This is a genomic window from Treponema medium (assembly GCF_017161265.1).
Taxonomy (GTDB): Bacteria; Spirochaetota; Spirochaetia; order Treponematales; family Treponemataceae; genus Treponema; species Treponema medium.
On sequence record NZ_CP031393.1, the window covers coordinates 1,896,068 to 1,921,828 of the forward strand.

A 25,761-nucleotide genomic window follows, 5' to 3' on the forward strand; every position below is an offset into this window, starting at 1 on the left:
GTTCTGCAATTTACTCAGTCTGATACGTTTACCCATCCTCCCATCACCATCACTTAATCACATACAGCACTCCGCCGCTTCGTCCGAAGATTTCGTTTTCGTACATACACTCGGCGGTTGCGGGCGGGCAGGGGAATACACCGCGGCGGGCTGCACGGAATTTAAAGCGTACCGTGGTGCCGCCTTTGTCCCAACTGTTCCAGAAATACTGAACTTCGTTGTCGTATATCTGCTGCTTACTGAGATCCCGCCAATCAGTCCACGACTCTTCCGTATTTTCTTCCTCGTAATCGTTTGATGCGGTGGTAACGAAGGCTGCGTCTAAAATTTCCGCGCCTGACGGAATGGGCGCCCGCAGTGCGACAAACGTATAGTCCTTTCCCGACGAGAGGCGGATTGCCATTTCGTAGGTTTTGCCGCTTTCGAGGGTGATCATCGAGCTGTTCTCCGACTCCGGCGTTACGATTGTATCTGCTGCGATGTCGCGGATAGTACAGGAAACACCGAGCCCCTCGTCGCGCGGCTGCTGGCGTTCCTGCGGTAGTGCATACGCAAGCGAGGCTGTGTAGTAGAGCTGTCCCGTACCGGTTTTGGTAAAGCGGAGCGGCAGCAGGGTATCCCGCTTTGCTCCCGACACAGGCTGTTCTTTAAAGGAGAACATTTGGAAAGCCGGTTTTGCTGCCGCTCCTTTGAACGCCGCGGTGAGCAGGTCTCCGCCGGGCAGCGATGCCGCAGCGGTAAGGTCGGTAGCATCAAGCTGTGCATACTGAATATATTCGTACACTGCTTCCAGCACGTGAGCGGTAGTCGCCGTATTTTGCCAATAGCCGCCTTTTTGACGCTGGAGCAGTGTGTACAGCACTGCCCGTACCGCATCCTCGCGGCTATGGTCGGGCGCCGCTTTTACCAAGCTCTGCAGAATAAGCGCTAAGTCGAGGGAAAGGTCGCTTCCGAACCAGAAGCGGTAGCCTTGTAACGGCGGTACCGCGAGCGATACGCTGCGGGTGGTAAAGCGGCAGGAGTTTATAATCCGTTCCGTACACTTCGCCGCCTTCGCTGTATCTCCGGCGCGGTTCCGCTGTGTGTAGGTTAAGCTTAGCAATGCAAGGGCTGCAAGATCATTCGGCTGCGCGGTGTAGTCTTCCAGCTGAGGAATTACACGCGCCTGAACTGCCGTCAAAATGCTCTCATCAAAACCGGCGTTGTTCATTGCCAGTACAAAGCAGGCGTAGGCTTGTAAGTACGGCGATAGTGTTTTCCTATTTGCAAGCAGCTGCGAGCGAATATAGTCGGTCAGTTTTTTTGTATTGACGGCAATATCATCTTGGCTGTATCCGCGCTGCTGTGCGGCGGCGCAGATATGCGCAATCCGTAAACTGACATAAAAGTCCGCGTACCAGCCGCCCGGCCAGTAGGGGAAGCCGCCTTCGGACGTTTGTTCCCGCGCCCATGCCGCCATCGTTTTTTTGACCGTATGCCGGACATTCGGTACCTTACTTTTAAGCGAGAATACGTCGATGTAGTTTTCAAACAGGACGAGCGGTAGAATGCGGGCGGACTGCTGTTCCATGCAGAGGAACGGATAGTCGAATACGTAATCAATAGCCGATGACAGCGCGCCGAGTCCGCTTGAATCCAGCGTCAGACTGAGCGAGCCGGTATTTTCATCTGCCATAGACGGAATGATCAGCCCCTCGGCTGCTTCGTTTTCATCTTTTGCGATAGCGCCGGTTGAAGTTACGGTTTCAAAGACAAAGGGGCGTTCGATAACGAGCGGCTGAATCAGTTTTTCTTTGAGCGCATCGGAAGAAACGGTAAACACCGCCTCTACCGTGCCCGCCTTTACCGCTGCAATGTCAAAGTAGACCGCAGCCTGCTGTCCGCCTGCAACGGTAACCGTATGCGTTGTCTCCCCGTCGATAAAGGCGGCTCCGCGGTGCGGTATGCCGACCGTCGAGGTATCCTGTCCCTGTCCATTTTTTTGACCGGCGGCATTTCCCGCGCTGCCTTGCTGACCGCCCTGTGCATCGGCGGCGGAATCATCCTGCGAGCCGGGTTCGCGGACTGAGGCGCGTATCGTAATGCTATGGGCGCGGGTGTCCACATTGGAAATGAGGACGCCGCATTCTGCCGTATCCCGTTCGCGGAGGCGGCGGGGCATAACCGGCAGGATGTTGACGGTGTTCTGCACGGTAATCTCTTCTTCGTGCAGGGCAAAAAGGTCGGTATGTGCTCCGACGGCGGTAAGCCGGTAGCTGGTCAGCGTATCCGGCAGCTTAAAGGTTGCCGTTACCTTACCGTTTGAATCCGTCTTTAAGATAGGAATAAACACCGCAGTCGGGTTAAAGTCGCTGCGTTCCGCTTCATCATCCCCTTTCCCGCCGTCCGAATCGCCGCCTGCAAGGGTTTTCGCTTCTTCCATAACGGGATCCATCAGCCACGCGCGGGAATCTCCGCCGATGACACCGAGCTGGAAATTGTCGGGATCATAGAAGAAGTCGAGCGGATTGGGCACGTGATAATCTAGTAAATCGAGGACACCGCGGTCTACGGCAAGCAGGGTGAGTTCCGCATTGGCCAAGGGCTTACCGCCTCTTGTCGCCGTCAGTGTAACGGTTGCTTCCTCTCCGGGCTTGTACACAGACTTATCCGCGGCGAGTTCGACGGAGAATGCTTTGACGCGGGTATTTACAAAGACCGGCGTCATACCGAAAATGCCTTTCGGCTTATCAAGGTCAAGTTCACCGTGCTTGTGCTGCGGCTCCTTTGTCCGTACCGAATACGACGACACCGCGACATACACTACGGGAATATAGTTGCTTGCGACGGGAATTTCCAAAACTTGAGTATTTCCGTCGAGTTCGCGGATTTCTTCCGTAAAAATACCTTCGCGCTCTACCGTGATGAGGTATCTTCCCGCAGGGAGCGGGCTTTGCATCAAAATGCGGGCGGTGTCGCCGGGGTTGTACAGCGATTGGTCGGGCGTTAGGCGCACGGCATCTTCATAATCGCGATCCCAAAAGCTCGCGCCCGATCCGGTAACATAGAAGCGGTAATCGGTTTTGAATGTGCGCCCTGCGGTATCGGTTCCGCTCATACTCAGAATATATGAACCGGCATTTTTCGGCGTTACCTGCACCGTTCCCTTTGCAGCGGGTTTCACGGTTGCCGTATGCTCGGTGATGTTTTCTTTTTCGTAGTTTGAGTAAATGCTGCCGCCCGAACCGCGCTCCTGCACGAGTTTCCAGTTTTCCCTGATCAGCTCAACGGTAAAATCTCCCGCGGCCGGTTTGGTGTCGTCAAGCGGATTGCCGTCGGGGGAGGCGAGGATGAACGGGAAGGTGAGCTTTTGTCCCTTTTGCGCAAAGCCGGTAAGGTTTTCAGGCCGTGCAAGCCCGATGTAGAGCGCTGCCGGATGCACCATAACGGTATTCCGTGCGGAAATTTGCTGATTGCTGATGTCGGTTATCGAAACCTCGGCGCTGTAGCGATAGGGGAGGCCGATAATGCCTTCCGAAGCCGCCGCTTGGCAGGAAAGTTCCGCCGTACCCGTGTTCGACAGTTTTCCGGAAAACGATGCAACATGATCGATACCATAGCCCGATACTCCGAACCGATAGTCCTTTAATGCCGCATGGTTAGGGCTGAAAGAGGCACCCTGCCGCATCCAGCTTCCGCTATATGCAGCCTTGCCAAGCCCCCCGCCCGAAAGGTACGAGGCGGATACTGCCGCTTTGATGGTATCTCCCATAATGACCGGCTGTTGCGGCATAGTTACTTCCGCCTGAAATTTCAGCTTTTCAAAATACGCAACGGTGATGGGGCATTCCTGCGCTTGGCGGTTGTTATCGTCGTCAGTCCGCCGGTAGGTCAGACTGTAGGAGCCGGGTGCTAAATCTTCCGGTAAGTCGAATGCTCCCCAAAAGCTCCCCGAATCGGTACAGGCGCCTTCTTGTTCTGCAACTTCGACCTCATCTCCTTCCGATGAATAACCCGATAACGTGATGATGTACTGCCCCTCGTACGGTGTGAAAGTATTGAATGTTTGTGTGCGGTCGATACCTCTGAACGAAACCGTTTCTCCGGGTTTATACAGCCCTCTGTCCGAAAAGAGGAACGTCCGCTGATGTGTTTCAGCAACTTCCGGCGGATAGTACGCTGCAGGAACATCGAAGCGCCACGGGCTGTGGGTATGCGGATAAAAAACAGCTTTATCCCCGTCTTTTTCTACAAATACGGCAGCATAATTTTTCGCATTGCGGAAAAAGCGGATACTTTTGCTTCCGTAGGGAAGGACGGCAAGTCCTTCTTTATCGGTGGTGCCGGAGGCAAAGGGATCTTGCGCACCTTCTTCGGGGCTTACCGTTTCATTCTTATCGGTTTTCGCATCGTACAGGTATACCGAAGCGCCTTCAACGGGTTCTCCTGTCGAGAGCTTAGAAACCAGTACGACGGTTTTATTGAGTGCGGAACGGACGGTAATGCCGAGATCCGTTACCTGCACGGTCGAGGTTCGGCGGTTGACGCGGGGATTTTTATCCCGCTGAGAATAGGGCGGGAGTGTTACTTCCGAATCGATGCAGACAAAGCCCTTGCCGTTTTCAAGGTAGGGGTCAAGGTCGGCGAGTTCAAATAGCCGTTTATTCCGTACGGAAGCATCTAAGGTCTTTGCCTTTGAACGGTCATAAGCCTCTCCCCAGGAGCTTAGATCAAGCGGATTGCCGGTTTTTGCGATTGCATAGCTCGACGGGGAAAGAATATTTTGATATTCAAGCAGATATTTATGCGGATACGCCGCTTCCAGCATCAGATGTCCCGTATCGGTATATTGCACAAAACTCGGTGCATCGGGAACGGTAACCGTATAGGATGCAGCGGAGACAAGAGCTCTGCCGTAGGTGTCCTTTATGCCGTTTTGTACGGTAACGGTGTATGTTTCTTGGGGTGCGACCGGCAAGCCGTGAATAAGTACGGTTGAATAGTATGATTCTGCATTGTGCACTTCGATGTTTTTTTCACCGAATGTAAGCGCCGGTTTTATGGAAATATTGTTGAGTATGGTCTTTTTATCCACCGGATGGGAGAACCGGAGCTCTATCGGGTTTTTATAGCCGTAGTCGTTATGATAAACCGATGCGTTCTTACAGGTAAACGGCTTGAGCGTATGGTATTGCGCCGTGGTAAGGGAGCCGTCCGGACGTTTTGCCGCTACGGTAACCGTTGCATTAAAGGGGATTTTGCCGTTGATATTCACCAATACGTTAAAGTCGTTTTCCCCTTCGAGGCGGCTAACGGTAGCACGGTATGGAACCGCTTGTTTCCCTGCTTCCTGTACCGATACGGAAAGAATCGATTGCAGTTCGGCAGGCTGTACCGGATAATTGAAGCGGAGCTGTACATCGTTTGCCGCTTCCGGAATCAGGTTGGCGGTGTTGATGGGTATCCACCGGTCGGAGTTTTTCCGCAGCATATAGCCGGGCTGAGAATAGGTGATTCGGAGCACTTCGCTGGTAACGGTGAACTGCTTTTTTCCTTCTATTTGTTTTCCGTTGAGCGCCCGTACGCTGTCTTTAACGGTTATCGTGTATTGCTGACCGGGTTTAAGGCTTTCTTCAGGTTCAAAAGCAAGGTACCGCGAGCCGTACCAGCGGAATATGCCTTTTACGGCAGGACTAATCGATAGGTATGGAGACTCCGTTTCCGGTTTGCCGAGGGCGCCGATTGCCTTAACCGGCAGCGAGAACACGACATAAAAGGACGGCGAGGTTACCGCCGCGGGAATCTTGCCTTTCGGTCCCCAATCGGCAACCGTAAGCGCTCCGCTCTGCGGAAGGTCGATGGTTTCCGCTTCGCCTTTGGTTTGCTCTCCGGTCTCTGCCGTCAATTGAGGCGTGTAGGAGGTTTTGTATGCCGTAAGCGCCCGTATCCCGGGAATGACCGAGACATCTTTTGCCGATGATTGCGGAGCGGGCGCTTTAAACGCCGGTATCTTTGCATTCTGTACGGGTTCGGGCGTTTCTATTGCATACTGCGGTAAAAACTGCTTTTCAAAATCCGAAATATTCGGATCATTGTACTTGCGCTGCGTCTGTTCTTGCAGCTTTGCGATATACGCTTTTTGATTCGCATCGCCCGAACTTGAACCTTTGCCGCAGCCGGCGATAAGAACCGTCATAGTTATGATCATTAAAACAATACCGGATTTTTTCATCGCTCTTTGTACTCCATTCAACTCATCAGTAGTTGGGACACTTAAAAACTAAAGGTTTATAAATGCTTCTAATATTATACAAGAGCCACAGTGAATATACAACACGGTATTTCACGGCTATCGCTATCATTAAAGAAAATTTTGCGCAAAAGAAAATTTTAAGTTGATGATTTGCACAGATGAAAGATAAAAGGGATAATTATGAAGTATCTTTGCTATTGGAGATTGATGGGGGATAAGATGAGACCGGCGGGATTCGAACCCGCCACCTACTGCTTAGAAGGCAGTTGCTCTATCCAAATGAGCTACGATCTCCTGAACTCGCAGTGAACACTGCAAATATGGTATATGTATACAATAGGAGTGAAAAAAAGTCAAGGTTTATTTTCAGCCGCTGAAATAGCGCGGCTGAAAAACGCTGCGAGTTTGCTTACGCAAACATCGCTTATTGACGTGTGCGCTATCGCGCACGAATTCAACGGTCTCAAAAATTGATATTTTGTTCGACTGTTGAATTTTAAGGAACCTATCGTGCAAACGCATCAGACTGTTTCTAGTAGCCCCAATTATTTTGCGCTTTTGCTCTACTCTACCTGATGCATTTGCCCTGCTATTGAATTATTTAATTAAAAATCATTCCTAATATTTGACTTATTACCGTAAATATACTATTTTGTGTGCATGAAAATATTATATTTATGTCTCGTTTTTAGTATTTTTGCGTTCGGCTGTTCCGCTAAACAGGAACAGACCGCCACTTCTGTCACAACGCCGGATTCGAGTGCCCAGTCAACCGCTGCTGCTTCTGCGGCAGTGCAAACATCTGCGGCTCAACATACCAATATCGATCTGGTTTCAGCGCTCAGTTCGCTCGGGTTTTATGTGTATGAGCAGCCGATTGATCTGCCGATAGCCGCGCCCATACCTGCACTTACGGGTGAGCCTGTTAAAGTGAGCGATTTTATCGGTAACATCACGCTCCTCAATTTTTGGGCGACATGGTGTCCGCCGTGCCGTGCGGAAATGCCTTCCATCGAGCGCTTATACCAGCAGATGAGCGGTACAAACTTCCGGATTGTTGCCGTCGATGCCGGCGAACACCGTTCGCAAGTCGCATCTTTTATCAAGAAAAATAAGTATACATTCCCTATCTATTTAGATGAATCGAATGCGTTGTCGTCTATCTTTGCGGCACGCGGGCTCCCTTCTACCTACCTCGTTAATAAAGAAGGAAAGGTTATCGCTGCACGTGTTGGGGCGATGGAGTATGACCAAGCGGAATTGATAAAGCTGCTCAAGGAATTGGCCGATGGGTAGTGCCTCTCTTCCCGGCTTATTCGGAGCTTTTTTTGCAGGGCTGCTTTCGTTTTTAAGTCCCTGCGTCCTGCCGCTTATCCCTGTCTATCTTTCTTTTATTTCAGGCGAATCGCTGGCTCAAATCCGTGAAGGCAGCAGCGGTCGTATGCGCCTTTTCCTGCGCAGTGTTAGCTTTGTACTGGGATTTACGGTTGTGTTTGTGCTGCTTGCAATTTTATTCGGTACGGGCGCCCGCTTTATCGGCAGTGCCGTACCGCGTATGATTATGCGGGGGGCAGGGGTGCTTGTTATCTTGCTCGGCCTTAACATGCTCTTCGATTTTATACCGTTTTTACGCGGGGAGATAAAAGCGCAGGCGCCGAATACTGCCGCGAGTTTTTCAAAGGCTTTTGTATTCGGTATGTTGTTTGCCGCCGGATGGAGTCCCTGTATCGGGCCGATATTGTCGTCTATTTTGCTCTTTGCGGCTCAGGCAGGTAATATCGTAAAAGCAGCCTTTTTGCTTGGGGCGTATTCGCTCGGGCTCGGCATCCCTTTCTTGCTGGTAGGGTTGTTTTTTGATAAAGCGGAACCGGTGCTGCAGTGGTTCAAGCGGCATACGCGCGGGGTTAAAATAACTGCCGGATTGCTGATTATCTTCTTCGGTATATTGATGGTAACCGCCGGTTTAGCGAGCATTACAACCTTCTTTGTAAAGTTAGGCTATGCGCTTGAAGAATATGCACAGACAGGGACGCCACCGTTCAGCACTATTGCCGGTGCGTTTGCCCGCTGGCTACTGTTCCAAGGTGTTTAGGGATTGTTTATACTCAAGTTTTTGAAAACTTATCTTGAGAATATGCAAGTGCGCAGTCTAAAAATTCCTGCAAATATGTCGGGACTGTAATCTTTTTATTCCATACAAGATAGAGATCGCGGTAGCGGTGCGGTATATGCTCAAGAGAGAACGCAAGCAGCTCTCCGCGGTCTATCATATCGTCTACAGCGATTTTGGAAATAAATGAAGTGCCTGCCCCTTGCGCGACAAGCCGCTTTATCACTTCGATATTGTTAATCGAGGTGATAATATGAAGCGATTCCATAGAAATATTCGCAGCGTTCAGCATAAGTTCCATATTTTGCTTTACCGCTGATCCGCTTTCCCGTACGATGAGCGGTTCCTGTGCGATCCGCTTTAAATCAGGTTTTGTCTGCTGTAAAGCCCGATAATAGGGAATATTGGGCGTGATAAAGACAAACTCATCTTGATAAATCGGTCGGAACTCACAGTTTTCATCATCGGGTTTCATTCCGACGATACCGGCATCGACCTTTCGAGCGGAAATCCGCTTAATCGTTTCGTAACTGTTGTGTTCTTCAACTTGGATAAGAATATTGGGATGGTCTTTTCTGAACCGGCTCAATACAAAAGGGAGAATATACCCCGCTGGAATAGTAGAAGCTCCGAGCCGCAGAATCTTTCGATTGGGATTGATAAACCGATCGATAAGCGACGAACGTTGTTGCAGTAAATCCTTTGCTTCGCGGTAGAGTATTGTTCCCTCTTCTGTAATTTTCAGTTCCCGTGTCGAACGAATAAACAGCGGCGTGTCGAGTTCTTCTTCAAGCTGCTTAATATGCAGGCTGACTGTCGGCTGCGAAATATTCAGTTCTTCAGCTGCTATAGAAAAACTGAGGTTTTCGACTAGCTTTACAAATACTTCAAGGTGCTTAAATTCCATATTTCCTCCAACGGTGGCACAACGGTTTTATTTGCCGCGTGGAGCCTTTGCAGGATCAAGCGGTTTATTGTTAGAGTATACCATAAAATAAAGACGCGGCGTACCGGTGAGAGAGTCTGCAGCAAGGGTACCGAGTTTTTGACCGACGGTAATGTGCGCGCCCGCTTGCGGAAGTATCTGCGCTAATCCTCCATATACATAGACATGTTTTGTTTTGGATTGAATAAAGATAACCTGTCCGTATCCCCGGTGCGGACCAATTGAAATGACACGCCCCGAAGCGATAGCCTGTACGGGAGCATTCGCTGTCGAATCGATAACAACGCCGTAGAGCTTTCCTGACAGGTATGAAATATCGGATATAGGAACAGGCCAGAGAAGCTTTTTATCGATTGATTTTTTTACGTAAGAACGCGGATCCTCCCACGAAGCCGGAGATGTTTGCTGAGTTGTCGTCATATTGGCGGAAGCTATTGTATTCTTGGAAGCTGCGGCAACGGCAGTTTTTTCTCTTTCCGGTACAATCAATATTTTTCCGACTTTTAAGACGGCAGAATCGGAAAGACTGTTCGCTTTCCGCAATGCTTCGACGGTAACGGAGAATTTTTTTGCAATGCTGTAAAGCGTGTCGCCTTTTTGTATCGTGTATGTTTCGGGAATATAGATTTTTTGTCCAACCGTAATTTTTCCCGCATCGCTGATGTTATTCCGTTCTAGGAGGATAGCAACCGGCACCGAATATTTACGGCTTAACGCATAGAGCGTTTCGCCTTTCTCCAATATATGCAGGGTATCCGCTCCGGCGGATGAATAAACGGCAAGAGAAAAAATAAAAAAACAGACGGAATAACGATGCTTAGACATATTCGTCTATAAATATCGGCTTATTACATAAAAAACTCAATACTGTAGTTGAGGGCAACCGCATCAGACTGTTTTAAAATAACCCCGCAGAATAATGAAGGCCGTTCAACCAGAGTTGAACCACTTCGCGGTTCAAATGGTTGTCCAACCTCCATTATTCTGCGATTTTTATCCATTTGTCTGGTTCGGTTGCCCGTTCTCAAAAAAACTACACGAAATTTTAGAAAAATTTCGTGTAACAAGGAGGTAACCGATTGAAATATTATCAGTGCGGTTAGCCCGCACTAGACATTTAGAGGGTGTTTCATTATTATCGTAACGATTATTATTTTAAGTTATAGGAGTGTTGTATGGAAAATTTAATCGGAACAAAGATTATTGATTTTACTTTGCCTGCATACTGTAAGGGAAAGTTTACCACCGTATCGAGTCAGTCGTTGCTGGGAAATTGGGCTGTATTTATGTTTTATCCCGCAGACTTTACGTTTGTATGTCCGACCGAATTAGCCGATTTGGGCAAGCTGTATTCGGAATTTCAAGAAATCGGATGTAGGGTCTTTTCCGTCTCTACAGACAGCGAGTTTGTGCATAAGGCATGGGCTGATGCAAGTGCGACAATCAGTACTCTGCCTTATGAAATGATTGCCGATAAAGCGGGTGTTTTTGCCGCTTCGTTGGGCATCCTTGTACCTGAAACATGGGTTGCCCTCCGCGGTTCTTTTGTCGTTGACCCTGACGGTATCATTAAAGCATACGAGGTACACGATAACAGTATCGGCCGCGATGCATCCGAATTACTGCGCAAGGTTCAAGCCGCCCAGTTTACCGCAGCGCACGGAGATCAGGTATGCCCTGCCAAATGGCATCCCGGTGAAAATACACTGTATCCTTCTATCGACTTAGTTGGAAAAATCTAAAAACGGCTGCTTGCAAACCTCTAAAAACATCAAGCCTATCGGCTTGTTCTGTAAGGAAATGATTTATCATATCCGCTAAAGCGGATTGCGAATCAGGTTTTTAGAGGTTTTTTTATATATAACGGGTGGTGAGCATTCGCTTCTCCCGCATTGCACTACAATGCCGGTGAAGCGAATGCTGCCGCGGGACGCTACACCGGTACCGTACCCTTATTTTTCTTCAAAAAAGCCGTCTTCGTCCTGCTTATAATTACCCAGCGGTACGGGAATGAGTTCTCCGTCTTCTATGTATTCCCACTTGCCGTGATCATTCTTCTTAATTTTATCCGACTTACGCGCATACGGTCCTTTAATAATATGATTATTTTTATCGGTAAAACATACGAATCTGCTTGTATTATCCTCCTCATACCAATACCCTAGATGTCTAAAAGTATAGAGCCGATCGAATTCCTTATAAGCTTCTTCAGAACCGATATACATGCCTGCATAAAAATGTGCATACCTATCCCCTATAGTAAGCAGCTCACCAATCGTCGTGTAGTTATAACCGAATGTAAATTCTCCATTAATGTATAACTCAGATATCTTTTTTTTAGTTAAGCCCTTGGCAATTTTATCAAGCCCTTTTAGGTTATGCACAATTAGATTCTCTATGCGGCTTGGTAAACACGCAATTCCCTTTCGGGCTTCTATAACGACAGGATCATCACCCCAATCTGAAATAAAATCCTCTTGGTCGCTAAAATCGGGAATTTCAGCATCACGGATAATAAGATATCCGTAAAGAGCCCCCGCCTGATTTTTGGGAAGTACACCGGTAAAGCTGACTACACCTGCGGCATTGCTGCTTGCTCTTCTAAACGAAATTTCGGATAAGTCGGTGTCTTCACCTTCAAAATGTCCGCTAAACCATGCGCCTTCAAAGGTCAGGTCTTTTAAGTCATCAGCTGAAAGTTTTTTGCAGTTGAGGTTTTTTATGTTAAAACGTAAAGACATTCCCCCTCGGCACCTTTTACTAATTTGCAAAAGCTGTGGAACGGTTATTTCCGGATTTGGTCTGTAACCGCGCAGTATCATATAGCAGCGGATACTATTGTGCCCGGCAAATTTTATACTGTACTCTTCGCCGGGGGTGTTTTTTAATTCAAACCTCTCAATATTTTCATTTATCATTGTATCAAGACAGTTTAAAACACCTTGATCCCCATCCCTTTTGTTGACAACGAGCATATCACCGAACCTAACTTTGTTATTGAAAAATTCATACTTTTTTAACCAGCGGATCAGCTTTGTCAGTTGGCTAAAGGTAACCCATGTTTTTGTGCGCGGTATGACAGTACCGTTATATAGAGTGTAAGAGTCCGTAACAAAAGCTTCGAGTTCACGATGATCAAAACCGGAAAAAGTATCCGCTATAACGATGTTCCCTTTTATGTTTTCAAACTGAAAGGTTTTGAACGGGTTCATTGAACCGGACGAGTTATCAACAAAATTAATTTTCTCGGTAACTTCCGATAAGTCCGAGGCCTTAAAATATTGTACATTGCCGTCGGCGTCGGGGTCTTGGGTGTCATTGCTTGTTACCTGTACTTCCTTTGAAATATCAATATTGAGGTGTGTAAAATTTTTAAAAAAATCGTTTACTAAAGCAGGCGTTAAAGCATCAACGTGTACCGCAACATTTTCAGTGTTTAAGGTTGTATCGGGATAGAGATTCTTTAAAACTTTTAAGTCGGTATAGGTAATGCTTTCACCGTTTTTCATTTCAACGGTTATGCCGTCTTCCTTTACAAATACCGGTACGCCTGCTAAAAATTCCTTCCCCAAATCTGCTATTGCAATTTGTAACGGCTTGATTGCGACGGTCAGCTCCGCTATTTTGTCCCTTAAAACTGCCATTTTATTTTCAACTTCGCTCTGTTGCGGTTTGGAAGCAGTAACAGCCTTGTTAAGGTCTTCTGTCGCATTTTGCAAAGCGGTTACGGCAGCGGTTACCGCATTTTTAAGCGATGCGTCAATTGTTTTTCCCGATTTTTCTTCTGCAAATTTTATATTTGCTAATTCTAACTGAGTTTTTTCTATTTTTAAACGGGCAATATCAAGCTGCGTTTTTGCCTTTTCTATGGCGAGTGCTGTTTGATAGGTTTGATTATCTTTGAGCGCTGCATCAAATTCGGCGATTTTCTGTTTGAGATTGCCTATTGATGTCCGTATTTCTGCAGTGGCAGGATTAGTTTCTCTTACAATACTCTCAAGCTGCCATTTATACCGGGAAATTTCAGTCATGATATGTTGACACTGGTTCCTTACCTCATCAGTTAAACCTGACCAATACGTATTGAGCCTATATTCCGCTTCCAATATAATGATTTTTGCTTCTTCGATAAGAACTTTCCGTTTACTTTCGTCAAGCTCAGGATTGGTGTTATTAAGCTCTTTTCTGTCGTAATACACTTGTACTATCGTTGTACTGTTGCCATCTATTATGTGCTGAACTATGGGCAATTTTGCATTGAAATCTTCGTAGGTCTGAGCCTCTGCTTGAGTGTTTTCACCCGGCTTACCGTACTTGATTTCTTCCGCCACTTTGGTGTAGTCCGTACCTGTAATATTTTGCTGCCAGTGCTCTACTGTGTACTTAACGGTTCCTTCAGGTTTGGACTTAAAGTTTACCGTTACCGTTACCGCAGCCGTTACCTTTATTTTTGCGACGGCACTACTGTCTGTTCCGGTACCGGCTTCAAAACCGCCGGTTGAAAGTGTCCATCGGTCTACAACAAAATCTTCATCAGGCTTCGCAGTAAAGGTGATAAGCGTATCCTTTGCAACCATGCCATCGGTTGGTAGCGCAGGAACTGCCGTTACCGTGCCGTGGCCGCTTTTAGTAAGCGTTACCTTATACGCTTGCGATTTGACGCCCGGCTTGTTATTTTGGTTCCCTTGCGGACAACCTGCCATTACTACCGCGCTTATCAACAGCACAAGCGCACGAAGTAGTGAAGTGAATGTTCGTGTCATAGTAAAACTCCTTTATAATAATTGGTAATGTGTAATGTGTAATGTGTAATTGTGCGGTGCGAAATTTATTGCTGAATCTTGGGAATGGGGCATGTACTTTGCCGTTTGTCTTGTACGTGTATTGAAAAAAAGCGGATTGGATATCTCCACCTTGCTCTTGCCGGTGAGAAAAAATAGTGATGCTTATGAAAAGTAGGTGAAAAATCTCATCTAAATAAAGTTCACGCTGTGAGCTGTGAGCTGTGAGCTGTGAGCTGTGAGCTGTGAGCTGTGAGCTGTGAGGATTGTACCGTCTATTATGCGCGTGTCAAGTACCTTTTGAAAATATGCGGGTATCTGCGTTGTCGCATCGTCAAAACTATACATCCGTGTATAGTTTTGACTGTGAGTTTCGGCAGCAGCCGAAACATCACTTCTGATATAAACCAGCGGCATCCGTGCCGCTGCTGAAAATGCTCGACGTATAAGAACCGCCAAGGATGGCGGTTGTTCCACGCTGTAACAAGTTTGCTTGCAAACTTGCAGCCCAAAAATGGACACGGATGTCCGTTTTTGGGCGTGTCTCCGCTTTATTTCGACTAGGCTCCTAGCATCTACTCCGCCTATTTTCAAAAGGTTAACGAGAGGCGGTTGGTACTGCGGTAATGCTATGTTCCAGCTCAGCATAGAGATATTATAAGGGCAAATAACTGAAAACGCAAGGGACTTTTGAAAAAACACGAAGCATCTGCGTTGTCGCATTGTCAGCTTTGAAGCGAATGATCGGTGTTCATTATTCCATCATCAGCTTTATATTATCTATTACAGAATTTATTTCATCTTCTGAAGCTTTTTCTATAAAACTGCATTTTCTTTGAACATAATCCAAGTTTTTTATTTGATCACTCAAAATACAACCTTTTATTGAATGGTCATTTAAAACGACTTCAAATGGATAGCCTTTTACGTGACTTGTAATCGGGCAAAATAACGCCAATCCTGTTTTTTGGTTATATAATTTTTGAGAAACACACATTGCAGGGCTATGTCCCTGTTGTTCATGTCCTGCTTGCGGATTAAATTCTAACCAAACTAAATCTCCTTTTTCAGGAATAAAACCGGTAATTACCATTCTTCTTTTCCTACTGCTTCAAAAGTTTTTATTTCTGAATGGATATTTTCATCCGTAACAAGATTCATAATATCTTCAAGTGATTTTTTTTGAGGAAGAATGAGCATTTTCCCTTTTTCTGCAATTACTTCTACTTTGCTTCCATTTTTAACATTGTTATCTTTTGCCCAAAGTGACGGAATTCTAAGCCCGAGACTATTTCCCCATTTCTGAACTACTGCCTGCATAATACTTCTCCTATAAATGAAGTATATACAATGTATATTGTAATTTGTCAAGAGAAATGTAAAAAGACAAGATAGACTTAATTTTAAATGGTGTAGCTAAATCTAAGGAAAACCTCATTATCCGAAGGGCTTGAAAAAGAAAAAACCCTGTAGGCAAAAGGAGGAAAAAATCCTACAGGGCAACTGTAAAGGAGGTACATTGAATACTCTTTGATAGTACGTATCGCAATATACACCACTTAAACAGACAAAAAAAGAAAGGTTACATATTTACAAAAAATTATGAAAATATTAGGGTACGGTATGCAATTACTTTTTTCTTTTTCGAATACTATGAACAGGCTTAAAAATTTTCCCCGGATGCGTTTTTCACGCCTTCTCTTTTTAGGCGTTTTTTTTGTAATAGGAGGATTATCTCCGCTGTATGCCGAAATCTTCCGTTTCAACTTCAGGGACGGGGATACCTACCGAATCAATTCTACCGTTACCGAAGATGTATACTTGAACGGGCAATTTGCTCATCAGGCTTATATCACCAACCGTGTTACCGTGGAAGTGTCAGATGTTCAACCGGCATCAAACGGAAAGCCTTCCTCCGCGCTTCATACCTGTACTTTTATGACAAGCGAGCAAAACAGCAACAGGACATTCTCGTGGGGACGCGAATATCCGAGCGTATTCCGCCGAGATGAATTCGGTATTTACACCATCGGTGAGCAGTATTTTATGCCGGTAGTGCGGGATGTTCCGGTTTTCCCTCAGCATGATGTAAAGAAAGGTGAAAGCTGGCGGCACTCGGCAAGCGAAGCGCACGATCTGCGGGATAATTTCAATATTCAAAAGCCTTTTGTCGTTCCCATCGATGTTACGTACACATACAAAGGTCTTGCCGAGCATGAAGGAAAAACCTATCAGTTAATAGAAGTGAATTATGATCTTTATTATGATATTCCATTAAAAAATATCCAGAATAAAAGAAACGGAAGCGCAACATTGCCGATGCTGTACCCTGTCCGTACTATGGGCTATTCAAAACAACGCCTCTATTGGGATAGTAATGCAGGGATGCTTCCCTATTATGACGAAGTATTTACCATAATGATGGAGTTAAACACAGGGGCGGTAATAGAATACCGCGGCACTGCAAAGGCTGAAATTACGATGCTGCAGCGTATGAATAAGGAAAAAATAGCGGAAATACTCGATAAGCATATCCGGGATATGGGTATTTCGAATACAACCGTAGAAAAAAATGATGAAGGAATCACCATAAGCCTTGAAAATATTCAATTTGAACCCGATTCTGCACGTCTCCTTCCGTCCGAGAAAGAAAAGATTGAAAAAATCGGAAAATTGTTGAGCGCATATCCCGATTATGAGCTATTGGTTTCGGGACATACGGCGCTGGCGGGTACGGCTGAAGCAAGGCAGGTGCTGTCTGAGCAGCGGGCAGCGGCTGTTGCAAATTATCTGGTAGAACTTGGGGTGAGAGAACAACACCATGTTTTTACACGCGGGTTTGGTGCGGAAAAACCGATTGCTCCTAATACTACGGAAGCGAACCGAGCAAGGAACCGCCGTGTTGAAATCACCGTGCTGGAAAAATAGCCGATACTTTCCGCACTGTCCTGCCGTTTAGGATTGTAATATTTGATTGAGTAAGTCGCCTGCAAGCAGAATGCCGGCTGCGGCGGGTACCCATGAAACCGAGCTTGGCGGACGGCTGCGGACAGCGGGAACTTCCTTAGAATATAGTACCCGCAGTTTTTTTACTCCCCGCTTTTTTAGCAGTCCGCGCATGGTTTTACACAAGGGACAAACGGCAGTATCGTAAATGTCGGCAAATTGAAATAAATCCGCGTGGAGCTTATTTCCGCAGCCCATTGCCGCTACGATTGGGATGCCGCGGTTTTCCGCCTCTGCCGCCAGTGCAACTTTGAGTGAAATCGTATCAACCGCATCGACAATACAATCGATGTCGGATAAAAGAGGTAAAAAAGAAAGAGAGCCATCCGCATCAGGGAGAATGTGCTGCACGAGCTGATGAACCGTACACGCCGGGTTTATATCGGCGATTCGCGCGGCAGCCGCAGCGGTTTTGTGCTGGCCGATGGTGGATGTAAGTGCATAGAGCTGCCGGTTAATGTTTGAAGGGCTTACCGTATCGCCGTCGATTAAGTACAGTGTTCCGACACCGGCGCGTGCAAGGGCTTCAACCGTATACCCGCCAACACCGCCGATACCGAATACCGCAACCCGCAACTTACGAAACCGGTTAACACCTTCCGTCCCGATAAGCGCTTTGCTCCGGATAAATAGCGGGTCAGGCTCGTCCTGTATAGCCGTACCGATATTGTGCGTATCGTATGAATTGCACACAGCGTTCTTACTATCCGGCTCAGCCAAGAGCTTAGCGGATTTTGAATAAGACTGCAAATACGGCAAGCGTAATGAGCAGTTGTAAAATAAGGAACTTTATCAATACCTGCGTCGATGACCATTGAAGGTTTTTCCGCATGTGGTCATGGAGCGGGAACCGGATATTCCTAAAAATACGGATATGAAAAAAGCGTAATAACGCCACTTTAACGAGACCTGTGCCGCCGTTAAGCAGAATCATTCCGCTGGTCATTAACAGCAAGAAAGGATTGCCCGAAATAATGACCAATACGCCGATAAAAAAGCCGAGCGCACGGGAACCGGCATCACCCATCATCACCTTGCTCGGATATGCATTATGCCACAAATATCCCATCAGCACACCGGAAAGGCTAAAGCAAATAAGCGCCCACTGTGCACCGTCTACCCGATGCGGAATAAGCAGATATTCCGAAACTTTTACGTTCCCGATAATAAAATAGAAGACCATACCAAGCGAAATAAGCGCTGTCAAAATGAGCGTACCGGAAAGCCCATCCACCCCATCGGTACAATTCGTCGTATTGATGGAAAACCACAAAATTAAAACGGAAACCGTAAAAAATACGGCAGGATGTACCGCGATACTTTGACTCATAAACGGAATCCAATAAAAAATGGAATCGTCAAAATACCAATGAAAAAGCACTGCCGTAGTAATCAGCGACAATAGTAAATCCAATGCACCTTTCCGGTATTCTCCCCACGGATTAACCGACCGGTCGTCAAGATAGCCGGTAAGCATTACCAGCCATGTTAAAACCAGTACGGCTATTTGCGTACCCGAAGGTATGATCAGCAGAAAAATCATAACAACAAAAATTGTAATAAATACGACACCGCCACCGGTCGGTTTTCCCTTTGCCGCTTCAGGAGAAATACCGAATTCCTTTCCCCTGTCTTTCGGCAGCCGTGCGTAAAAGCGCGGTAAAATGAATACCGTTAAAAAAAAGCCTACATAAAATGAAATTGAAATAAGTACGAGATATGATTGTAAAAGCCGCATGGGGCCGTAGAACGAAGAAAGAAGCCCCGATAAATAAAAAAGCATTGGAACAGTATATACAGCCCATATAAAAAAAACAACCCTTTGCTTGCTCCAGGATAAACACATCAACCAAGTTCCCGTCATAGAGAGTGGCGGTTCCTCATAGCTGCAGAATAAGCAAGGCTGATGCTTTTTGAACAGCATTTTTCCGTAAGCCTTTTGAAAATAGCCTGTCCAGAAGTGTACATCCGTGTACACTTCTGGACGCGAGTTTTTGCGGAGCAAAAACGTCGCCGTTGTGTGAAACTACGGACATCCCTGTCCGTTCTGAAACTACAAGGCGCCTAGCAAATTCCAACCGGAGGCGTATCTTTGATACGTTGAGGATTTTCAGTAGCGGCAGGGATGCCGCTGGTTATATCAGAAGCGATGTTTCAGCATCGCTGAAACTCGCTGCCAAAAGTGTACAAGGATGTACACTTTTGGCAAGGCAACGCAGATATGCCGTCTATTTCAAAAGGTAGGTACTGTATTTACATAAGTAATCGCCGCCGCCAGCGCATCGGCGGCGTGATCGGGTTTCGGTATCGCTTTAAGGCCGAGCAGTAACTGTACTGTTAGCTGCACTTGCTGCTTTTCCGCCTGCGCGATACCGGTAACCGCTTTTTTAATAGCGTTCGGCGCGTATTGAAAGACGGGAACACCTGCTTGCGCTAAGGCAAGCAGCGTTACGCCGCGTGCTTCCGAAACGCTCAAAGCGCTCGTTACGTTTTTTGCGAAATAGAGCGTTTCGATACCGGCAGCAGCAGGTTGGTATGTGCGGATAAGCTCCGTGAGCCGGTCAAAGACAATGAGCAGCCGATTTCCCTGTACCTGCCCCGCCTCCGTTTGAATAACACCGTACTCGATACAGCGCATCCTGCTGCCGGACACAGCAATGATGCCGTAGCCGGTAGAGGCAAGCCCGGGGTCAATCCCCATGATAATCCGTCCTGCGGCTGTCCGCTGTTCCGCCATTCTCCTTATTTTCCTACCATATTAACGCCGGTTAAAGCACGCATTTGCGTATTACAGCGCCTGTGTCCGCACTTTTAAGAATGCACGATGTGCCTCATCCAAATGAGGATCCAGCGCAGTACGAACCGCTTGATTATAATCATTCAGCCACTTGAGTTCTTCGGGAAGCAGTAGCTCCTTCACCACCGGCCGTGTGTCGATCGGGCAGAGCGTCAGCGTTTCAAACTCAAAGAATGTCCCATACTCTGTTGTTTTCCATTCCTTTGTCAGTGTGAGATTTTCGATGCGGATACCGTGACTGCCAGCACAGTAAAAGCCGGGCTCGTTGGAGGTAATCATACCCGCCTTCATCGGAGCGTCCGTATAGCGGAGCCCGATATTTTGCGGCCCTTCGTGAACGGACAGCACATACCCGACGCCGTGTCCGGTACCGTGCTTATAGTCCTTGCCGTATTTTCGAAGCGGATTGCGGGCAAGGATATCAAGCTTATAGCCGGTCGTGTTTTCGGGGAACTTTGCTAAAGCGAGCTGGATATGCCCTTTGAGTACCAGCGTATAATCCTCTTTTTCTTCCGCGGTGAGCGGGCCGAGCGGGATGGTACGGGTAATATCCGTTGTTCCGTCCCGATATTGTCCGCCTGAGTCGAGCAGTAAAAAGCTTTTGGGCTGCAAGGTAGCGGCTGTTTCTTTTTTAGGCCCGTAGTGGATAATCGCCGCATTCGCTCCATATCCGGCAATCGTGGTAAAGCTCGCCTCTATGAAGTCGGGCTGTTCGGCACGGAAGCGCAGCAGCTGTTCGGAAACGTCCCATTCGGTAACGCCGCTATCGGCATGATCTTCCACCCATTTGAGGATTTTGACCATCGCGATGCCGTCTTTAAGGAACGCATTCCGGTAATTTTTAATTTCGATTTCGTTTTTCACCGCTTTCATCGAAGAAGTGATATTAAGGCCTTCTATGATATTCGCTTTAATCTTGTTGCGTAAGAAGATATTTGTCCGTGCGGGATCAAGGTAGACCGTACCCTGTAATTTTTCGGCATCGGCGAAAACCGCTTCGTAAGGCGCAACCGACACCCCTTCTTTTTCAAGCGTCGCCTTCACCTCATCCGTCATTTGCCGCGCGTCGATGTAAAGCCGTGCGCTCTGCATATCAACCAAGGCGTAGGCGGTAACAACCGGCGTGCATTCAATATCGTTGCCGCGAATGTTAAAGAGGTAACAGACATCCTCCAAAGCTCCGATAACCGTCGACTCCGCTTTCTTTTCCCGAAGCGCCGCGCGGACTTCTTTAATTTTTTCCGACGCGGATCTTCCCGTGTAGCGGACATCGAGTAAAAAGGCGGCGCTTAATACGGGCGCTGGCCGATTCGTCCATATCTCCCCGATGAGATCACGGTCGATAACAAACTTCATATCGGGAAGCGACGAATTAAACTGTGCAAACGAATTAACCGCCATCACTTTCCCGTCCATACCGATCGTACTTCCCGCAGGAAGCGCTTGTGCAAGATATTCAAATACGGTCGGTACATTCGGTTCTCCGCTCTTTTGCAAGAGGATACCGCTTTCCTTCAATTCTTTTTCAGCCTGTAAAAAATACCGACCGTCAGTCCATAAAAAGGCCTTGTCTTTTGTAACCAATACGGCGCCCGCAGAGCCGGTAAAGCCGGAAATAAAGACGCGGGTCTTATCGTGTTCGGCAAGATATTCGCACTGATGCGGGTCGGCGGTTGGAATATAATACGCGTCGAAGCCGCATTCCGCCATTTTATTGCGCAATACGCTAATACGTTCAGCTATTGTCATAGTGATCTCCTTCGCAAATCAATTTAAAGTAACTTCAAAAATTGAGTTTTTTAGAAGTTACCGGTTATATTTTCTCTAGAGCCCTGCGTACATACGACGCAGCAGCTGGTCTATTTTATGCCCGTAAGCGGGATCCGATGCCCACGTTCCGGCAAGGTTATAAATATACGGCGCCTTGCCTTTCGGGTTTACGTAACGGTAACGAGGATCTACGGCAGGAAGGTTGAGCGGTTCGGCGCTGGCGTATGCTTTTAGATGCTGAATATGCGCTCTGACTCCCGTTTGTTCGTCGGGAAACGCCAACCCCGGATTTTCGGCATTGATTGCGCCCAGTCCGCAAAAATTGTTCATGTCTGCAGTTACCAATCCGCCGAACCGTAAAAAGCCGGTTTCCAAACACATCTGCACAAAAGCGATATCGGCATTTATCCCTTCAACTGCGGATTCTTTTACATAATACGCTGCCAACCGTTCTACTTTTTCCTGATTGATTTCTCCCGTTTGCGTTATGGCAGTTTGCGTTAAAAAGAACGAAACGAGCTGTTCCTGTGTCATGCGTCCGGTACCCATAATCGCTTTAGGAATGGACGGCGGAACCGACCGGCACGAAAAGCAGAGCAATACTGCAAGCAGGGAAATAAGGAGTAAAAGATGCTTTAAAAGACGCATTATGTGAAAGTGGGAAACGCTCATACGGTTATGTTACTCCCATTCGACAGCCTCTAATATATTTTATTTAGGGGATATTCTCTGTCGTTTTTGATATTGATAGTATTAATCATGCGAATATGATTAAGCAATGCTCAGCTATTTTAGCATAGCAAATTTTACATGGTTTTGCAATTAGTTACCAATTTATATTACACAGTTATTTTAATTTGTGTACTGAAAATTGTTGATATTTGAGTTTTTGTATAGTATAATCCTTTTGCGGACTATGAAGCAGTTTTTTAGAAGTTTCCTTATGATGTAGAGGTTGATAAATAAGTGGATAAAAAAGAAGTCATAAAAAGAATCATAGAGAAGTCCGATGGTATTGCTAAGACTTCTGATTTTGTTTCTGAGAGTCTTTCTCATTATGATGTCGCACATTTATGCAAGAAAGGCTATATTGAACGCGTTAGGCATGGCTATTATCAGCTTTCGGAACAAAAAGATATAAAAGAAGAACGAGTGCTTGCGGCACTTCTACCTGAAAGTATTGTCTGTGTGGAGTCAGCGCTGTTTTACTACAACTATAGCGACTTTACACCGAGGCAATGGTCGATTGCCGTTCCGCGAACATTTTCACGCACAAAGTTAAAGATTGATTCTCTTGCTATAAAAACCTATTTTGTACAGCTTGCTCATTTCGAAATCGGAAAAACAAGCGGCGATTTTGGCGGTATACAACTTGCTGTTTATGACCGTGAACGCACTATTTGTGACTGTTTTAAATATCGAACAAAATTGGATAACGAAATGTTTAACAATGCCCTCAATGCATACGCTGCCGATGAAAAGAAAAATTTGAGTAATCTTTCAAGATATGCAAAGGAAATGCATATTTACAAAAGATTGATGGATGTAATGGAGGTACTGCTTAATGGCTGATATTGCAGCTTCCGTTCTTGCACGGCTCAAAAACAAGGCTCTCGAAAGCGGTAGAAGCTATCAGCTGTGTCTCCAGCTTTTTTGCCAAGAGGAATTTCTGCGCCGTTTGGAAAAATCAAAATATGCCGAGAATCTCGTACTAAAGGGCGGTTTGTTTCTCTATTCTCTTACAGAGTTTGACAGCAGAGTTACGATGGACGTAGACTTTTTGCTTCGAAAAATACCTAATACGCCGGAACAGTTGAAATTTATTTTAGAGGAAATTATCGCTGTTTCTACGGATAATGATTTTATAAGTTTTGAGATAAAAGATGTTGAACCGATTGCCGTTACCAAAAAATACTCAGGTATTGGAGCCTCAATTCTTGCTCGCATTAGAAATATTAAAATAAGATTCAGTGTTGACTTCGGTGTAGGAGATGTTATTGTTCCAAAACAGGAAAAGCGCAGAATTCCGACCCAACTTCCTGATTTTGTATCTCCGACAGTAAATACCTACTCCATTGAAACCGTAGTGGCTGAAAAAATCGATGCCGTTCTTAGTCTGATGGAGTTTTCCAGCCGGATGAAGGACTATTATGATATCTATTATATCGCCAACAAGTTTGATTTTGACGGTCAGGTATTGTCAGAAGCTTTAAGGGAAACTTTTGCCAATCGTAACCACCTCTTTACTGTTGAACAGTTTAAACAGGTAATGAATTTTAATAATGATGCAGCAATGCAGAAGAAGTGGGACGCCTTTACGCGTAAGATTAACACTAAAACGGATGATTATGGTACAGTGCTTAATACAATAAAAGTTTTCTTGGCAGCTCCGTTCGTGTCAGCTATCGAGAGTACGGAGTACACTAAGCAATGGTCGGCTTCCTCTTGTGAATGGATTTAACACAGGAGACTATAAAACCTTTTAGCTGTGAGCTGTTGCCTCAGCTAAAAGGTCTTTTCATACGCTTCTTTTACTCCCATTCGATGGTGGCGGGCGGTTTGGGCGTAATGTCATACACTACGCGGTTGATGCCTTTGACTTCGTTGATGATGCGGAGCGTAATCTTCTGCAGCAGCGGATACGGGATTTCCGCGACCTCAACCGTCATCGCATCGACGGAGGTTACCGCCCGTATCGCTATCAGGTTGTCATACGTTCTGCCGTCACCCATGGCGCCGACCGTGCGAACATTGGGGAATACGGTAAAATACTGCCAAATAGAATCCGCCAAGCCCGCCTGCGCAATCTCTTCGCGGAGAATGGCATCGCTTTCGCGTACCCAATGCAGCCGTTCGGGAGTAATCTCTCCTAAGATACGCACCGCAAGTCCAGGGCCGGGGAATGGCTGCCGCTTGACCAGTTCGTCGGGAATACCAAGCGCTGTGCCGAGCGCCCGCACCTCGTCCTTAAATAGCATCCTCAGCGGTTCAATCAATTCTTTAAAGTCGATATTTTCGGGAAGTCCGCCGACATTGTGATGGGATTTTATGACAGCCGCCTTTTTACTGCCGCCGGATTCAATAACATCGGGATAGATGGTCCCTTGTACCAAAAAGTCAACCGTACCGATCTTTTTCGCTTCTTCTTCAAAAACACGGATAAATTCCTCACCGATAATCTTCCGCTTGCGTTCGGGTTCGGTTACTCCGGCAAGTTTTTTTAAGAACCGCTCGGAGGCATCCACATGGATGATGTTAAGACCGAGTGTTTCGCGGTATGTTTTTAATACCTGTGCCGCCTCATCTTTGCGTAAAAGACCGTGATCGACAAAGATACAGGTAAGCTGATCGCCGACAGCCTTATGCACCAGTACCGAAGCAACGGAGGAATCAACTCCGCCCGACAGAGCCGAAATAACCTTTTTGTTTCCGACCTTCCGTTTTATTTCCTGAATGACCGAGTCGGCGGCGGTTGCGGCATTCCAGACTTCGGTACATCCGCAAATGCTGCGCACAAAGTTTTTGAGCATTTGCGTGCCGTATACGGAGTGTAATACTTCGGGATGGAATTGTACGCCGTAACATTTACGCTTAGTATTCGCCATTGCGGCGATAGGACAGTTATCCGTTTTCGCAATGGTTGTAAACCCTTCGGGAAGGGCAGATACGCTGTCGTTATGGCTCATCCACACAATAGAATCCGTAGGGCAGTCTTTCCAGAGTGCTGCACCTGCTGCATCTCCGCCGGTGTGCAGCTTTGTCTTACCGAATTCGCTTTTTTCTGCCGGCTGCACTTTTCCGCCGAGCAAATACGTCATCAGCTGCATTCCGTAGCAGATACCCAACACCGGCACCCCTAAGTTGAATATTTCAGGATTGCAGGTTGCCGCATCATCGGCATATACGGAATCGGGCGCTCCGGATAAGATGATTCCCTTTAAAGAAATACTTTGTATACGGGTAAGTTCTGTATCGAAAGGAAGTACTTCACAATAAACACCGCATTCGCGGATACGGCGGGCAATGAGCTGGCTATACTGCCCTCCGAAATCAAGGATAATAATTTTTTCTGTGTGCATAGTGTACTATATCAGTGTATGACTTGTTAGACAAGGAGCT

General features: G+C 46.6%; 20 protein-coding genes and 1 tRNA gene. 7 read left to right on the plus strand and 14 right to left on the minus strand.

Annotation, left to right across the window (positions count from 1 at the left end):
* Positions 1-49 precede the first annotated feature (49 nt).
* Together DWB79_RS08325 and DWB79_RS08330 are read right to left on the minus strand one after the other, a co-directional pair.
* A complete protein-coding gene (locus DWB79_RS08325; RefSeq protein ID WP_016523594.1) occupies positions 50-6,211 on the minus strand; it encodes an Ig-like domain-containing alpha-2-macroglobulin family protein in 6,162 nt (2,053 codons plus the stop codon).
* A 241-nt stretch (positions 6,212-6,452) separates the two neighbouring features.
* Positions 6,453-6,526 (minus strand) — tRNA-Arg (locus DWB79_RS08330).
* A 48-nt stretch (positions 6,527-6,574) separates the two neighbouring features.
* On the opposite strand from DWB79_RS08330, the gene DWB79_RS12195 reads away from it, so the two are divergent.
* The 3 genes from DWB79_RS12195 to DWB79_RS08340 all read left to right on the plus strand — a co-directional run bounded on the left by DWB79_RS12195 (position 6,575) and on the right by DWB79_RS08340 (position 8,324).
* Positions 6,575-6,706 carry a hypothetical protein gene (locus DWB79_RS12195; RefSeq protein ID WP_255347312.1) on the plus strand — a complete coding sequence of 44 codons (132 nt, stop codon included), beginning with the start codon at positions 6,575-6,577 and terminating at the stop codon, positions 6,704-6,706.
* A 186-nt stretch (positions 6,707-6,892) separates the two neighbouring features.
* Positions 6,893-7,528 carry a TlpA family protein disulfide reductase gene (locus DWB79_RS08335; protein WP_016523595.1) on the plus strand — a complete coding sequence of 212 codons (636 nt, stop codon included), beginning with the start codon at positions 6,893-6,895 and terminating at the stop codon, positions 7,526-7,528.
* Entirely contained in the window at positions 7,521-8,324 is an 804-nt protein-coding gene (locus DWB79_RS08340) for a cytochrome c biogenesis CcdA family protein (protein WP_016523596.1), read from the plus strand. Before DWB79_RS08335 ends, DWB79_RS08340 begins: the two co-directional genes overlap by 8 nt.
* A gap of 13 nt (positions 8,325-8,337) precedes the next feature.
* Here DWB79_RS08340 and DWB79_RS08345 read toward each other — a convergent pair whose 3' ends face one another.
* Positions 8,338-9,249 carry a selenium metabolism-associated LysR family transcriptional regulator gene (locus DWB79_RS08345; protein ID WP_016523597.1) on the minus strand — a complete coding sequence of 304 codons (912 nt, stop codon included), beginning with the start codon at positions 9,247-9,249 and terminating at the stop codon, positions 8,338-8,340.
* Positions 9,250-9,276: 27 nt separating this feature from the next.
* Complete coding sequence (locus tag DWB79_RS08350) at positions 9,277-10,113, minus strand: M23 family metallopeptidase (protein WP_016523598.1); 837 nt, start codon at positions 10,111-10,113, stop codon at positions 9,277-9,279.
* Between the two features lie 350 nt (positions 10,114-10,463).
* Here DWB79_RS08350 and DWB79_RS08355 point away from each other — a divergent pair, with 350 nt between their 5' ends.
* A complete protein-coding gene (locus DWB79_RS08355) occupies positions 10,464-11,030 on the plus strand; it encodes a redoxin domain-containing protein (protein WP_016523599.1) in 567 nt (188 codons plus the stop codon).
* A gap of 210 nt (positions 11,031-11,240) precedes the next feature.
* Here the strand turns inward: DWB79_RS08355 and DWB79_RS08360 are convergent, their stop codons facing one another.
* The 4 genes from DWB79_RS08360 to DWB79_RS08375 form a co-directional block, all read right to left on the minus strand.
* On the minus strand, positions 11,241-14,051 hold the full coding sequence (locus DWB79_RS08360; protein WP_016523600.1) for an InlB B-repeat-containing protein: 2,811 nt from the start codon (positions 14,049-14,051) through the stop codon (positions 11,241-11,243).
* Between the two features lie 210 nt (positions 14,052-14,261).
* Positions 14,262-14,486: a hypothetical protein gene (locus tag DWB79_RS08365; protein ID WP_040859157.1), complete on the minus strand. Its 225-nt coding sequence runs from the start codon at positions 14,484-14,486 to the stop codon at positions 14,262-14,264.
* A 337-nt stretch (positions 14,487-14,823) separates the two neighbouring features.
* Positions 14,824-15,162 (minus strand): type II toxin-antitoxin system PemK/MazF family toxin, encoded by a 339-nt coding sequence (locus tag DWB79_RS08370; RefSeq protein ID WP_016523602.1) that lies wholly within the window; start codon positions 15,160-15,162, stop codon positions 14,824-14,826.
* A complete protein-coding gene (locus DWB79_RS08375) occupies positions 15,156-15,389 on the minus strand; it encodes an AbrB/MazE/SpoVT family DNA-binding domain-containing protein (RefSeq protein WP_016523603.1) in 234 nt (77 codons plus the stop codon). Before DWB79_RS08375 ends, DWB79_RS08370 begins: the two co-directional genes overlap by 7 nt.
* Positions 15,390-15,671: 282 nt before the next feature.
* Here DWB79_RS08375 and DWB79_RS08380 point away from each other — a divergent pair, with 282 nt between their 5' ends.
* Positions 15,672-16,997: an OmpA family protein gene (locus DWB79_RS08380; RefSeq protein ID WP_252722476.1), complete on the plus strand. Its 1,326-nt coding sequence runs from the start codon at positions 15,672-15,674 to the stop codon at positions 16,995-16,997.
* 27 nt (positions 16,998-17,024) lie between these two features.
* On the opposite strand, the gene DWB79_RS08385 is transcribed toward DWB79_RS08380, so the two are convergent.
* From DWB79_RS08385 to DWB79_RS08405, 5 genes are all read right to left on the minus strand, one after another.
* On the minus strand, positions 17,025-17,729 hold the full coding sequence (locus tag DWB79_RS08385) for a tRNA threonylcarbamoyladenosine dehydratase (RefSeq protein WP_040859594.1): 705 nt from the start codon (positions 17,727-17,729) through the stop codon (positions 17,025-17,027).
* Positions 17,730-17,799: 70 nt separating this feature from the next.
* Positions 17,800-18,858 carry a phospho-N-acetylmuramoyl-pentapeptide-transferase gene (locus tag DWB79_RS08390; RefSeq protein ID WP_016523606.1) on the minus strand — a complete coding sequence of 353 codons (1,059 nt, stop codon included), beginning with the start codon at positions 18,856-18,858 and terminating at the stop codon, positions 17,800-17,802.
* Between the two features lie 450 nt (positions 18,859-19,308).
* Entirely contained in the window at positions 19,309-19,812 is a 504-nt protein-coding gene (gene ruvC / locus DWB79_RS08395) for a crossover junction endodeoxyribonuclease RuvC (protein WP_016523607.1), read from the minus strand.
* A gap of 51 nt (positions 19,813-19,863) precedes the next feature.
* Positions 19,864-21,621 (minus strand): aminopeptidase P family protein, encoded by a 1,758-nt coding sequence (locus tag DWB79_RS08400; RefSeq protein WP_016523608.1) that lies wholly within the window; start codon positions 21,619-21,621, stop codon positions 19,864-19,866.
* 75 nt (positions 21,622-21,696) lie between these two features.
* On the minus strand, positions 21,697-22,290 hold the full coding sequence (locus DWB79_RS08405; RefSeq protein ID WP_169558586.1) for a glucosaminidase domain-containing protein: 594 nt from the start codon (positions 22,288-22,290) through the stop codon (positions 21,697-21,699).
* 318 nt (positions 22,291-22,608) lie between these two features.
* Here DWB79_RS08405 and DWB79_RS08410 point away from each other — a divergent pair, with 318 nt between their 5' ends.
* Entirely contained in the window at positions 22,609-23,214 is a 606-nt protein-coding gene (locus DWB79_RS08410) for a type IV toxin-antitoxin system AbiEi family antitoxin domain-containing protein (protein WP_016523610.1), read from the plus strand.
* Positions 23,207-24,103, plus strand: a complete 897-nt coding sequence (locus tag DWB79_RS08415; RefSeq protein WP_016523611.1) for a nucleotidyl transferase AbiEii/AbiGii toxin family protein — start codon at positions 23,207-23,209, stop codon at positions 24,101-24,103. The genes DWB79_RS08410 and DWB79_RS08415 overlap by 8 nt, the downstream gene beginning before the upstream one ends.
* Before the next feature lie 70 nt (positions 24,104-24,173).
* Here the strand turns inward: DWB79_RS08415 and guaA are convergent, their stop codons facing one another.
* On the minus strand, positions 24,174-25,721 hold the full coding sequence (gene guaA, locus DWB79_RS08420; RefSeq protein WP_016523612.1) for a glutamine-hydrolyzing GMP synthase: 1,548 nt from the start codon (positions 25,719-25,721) through the stop codon (positions 24,174-24,176).
* Positions 25,722-25,761 lie beyond the last annotated feature (40 nt).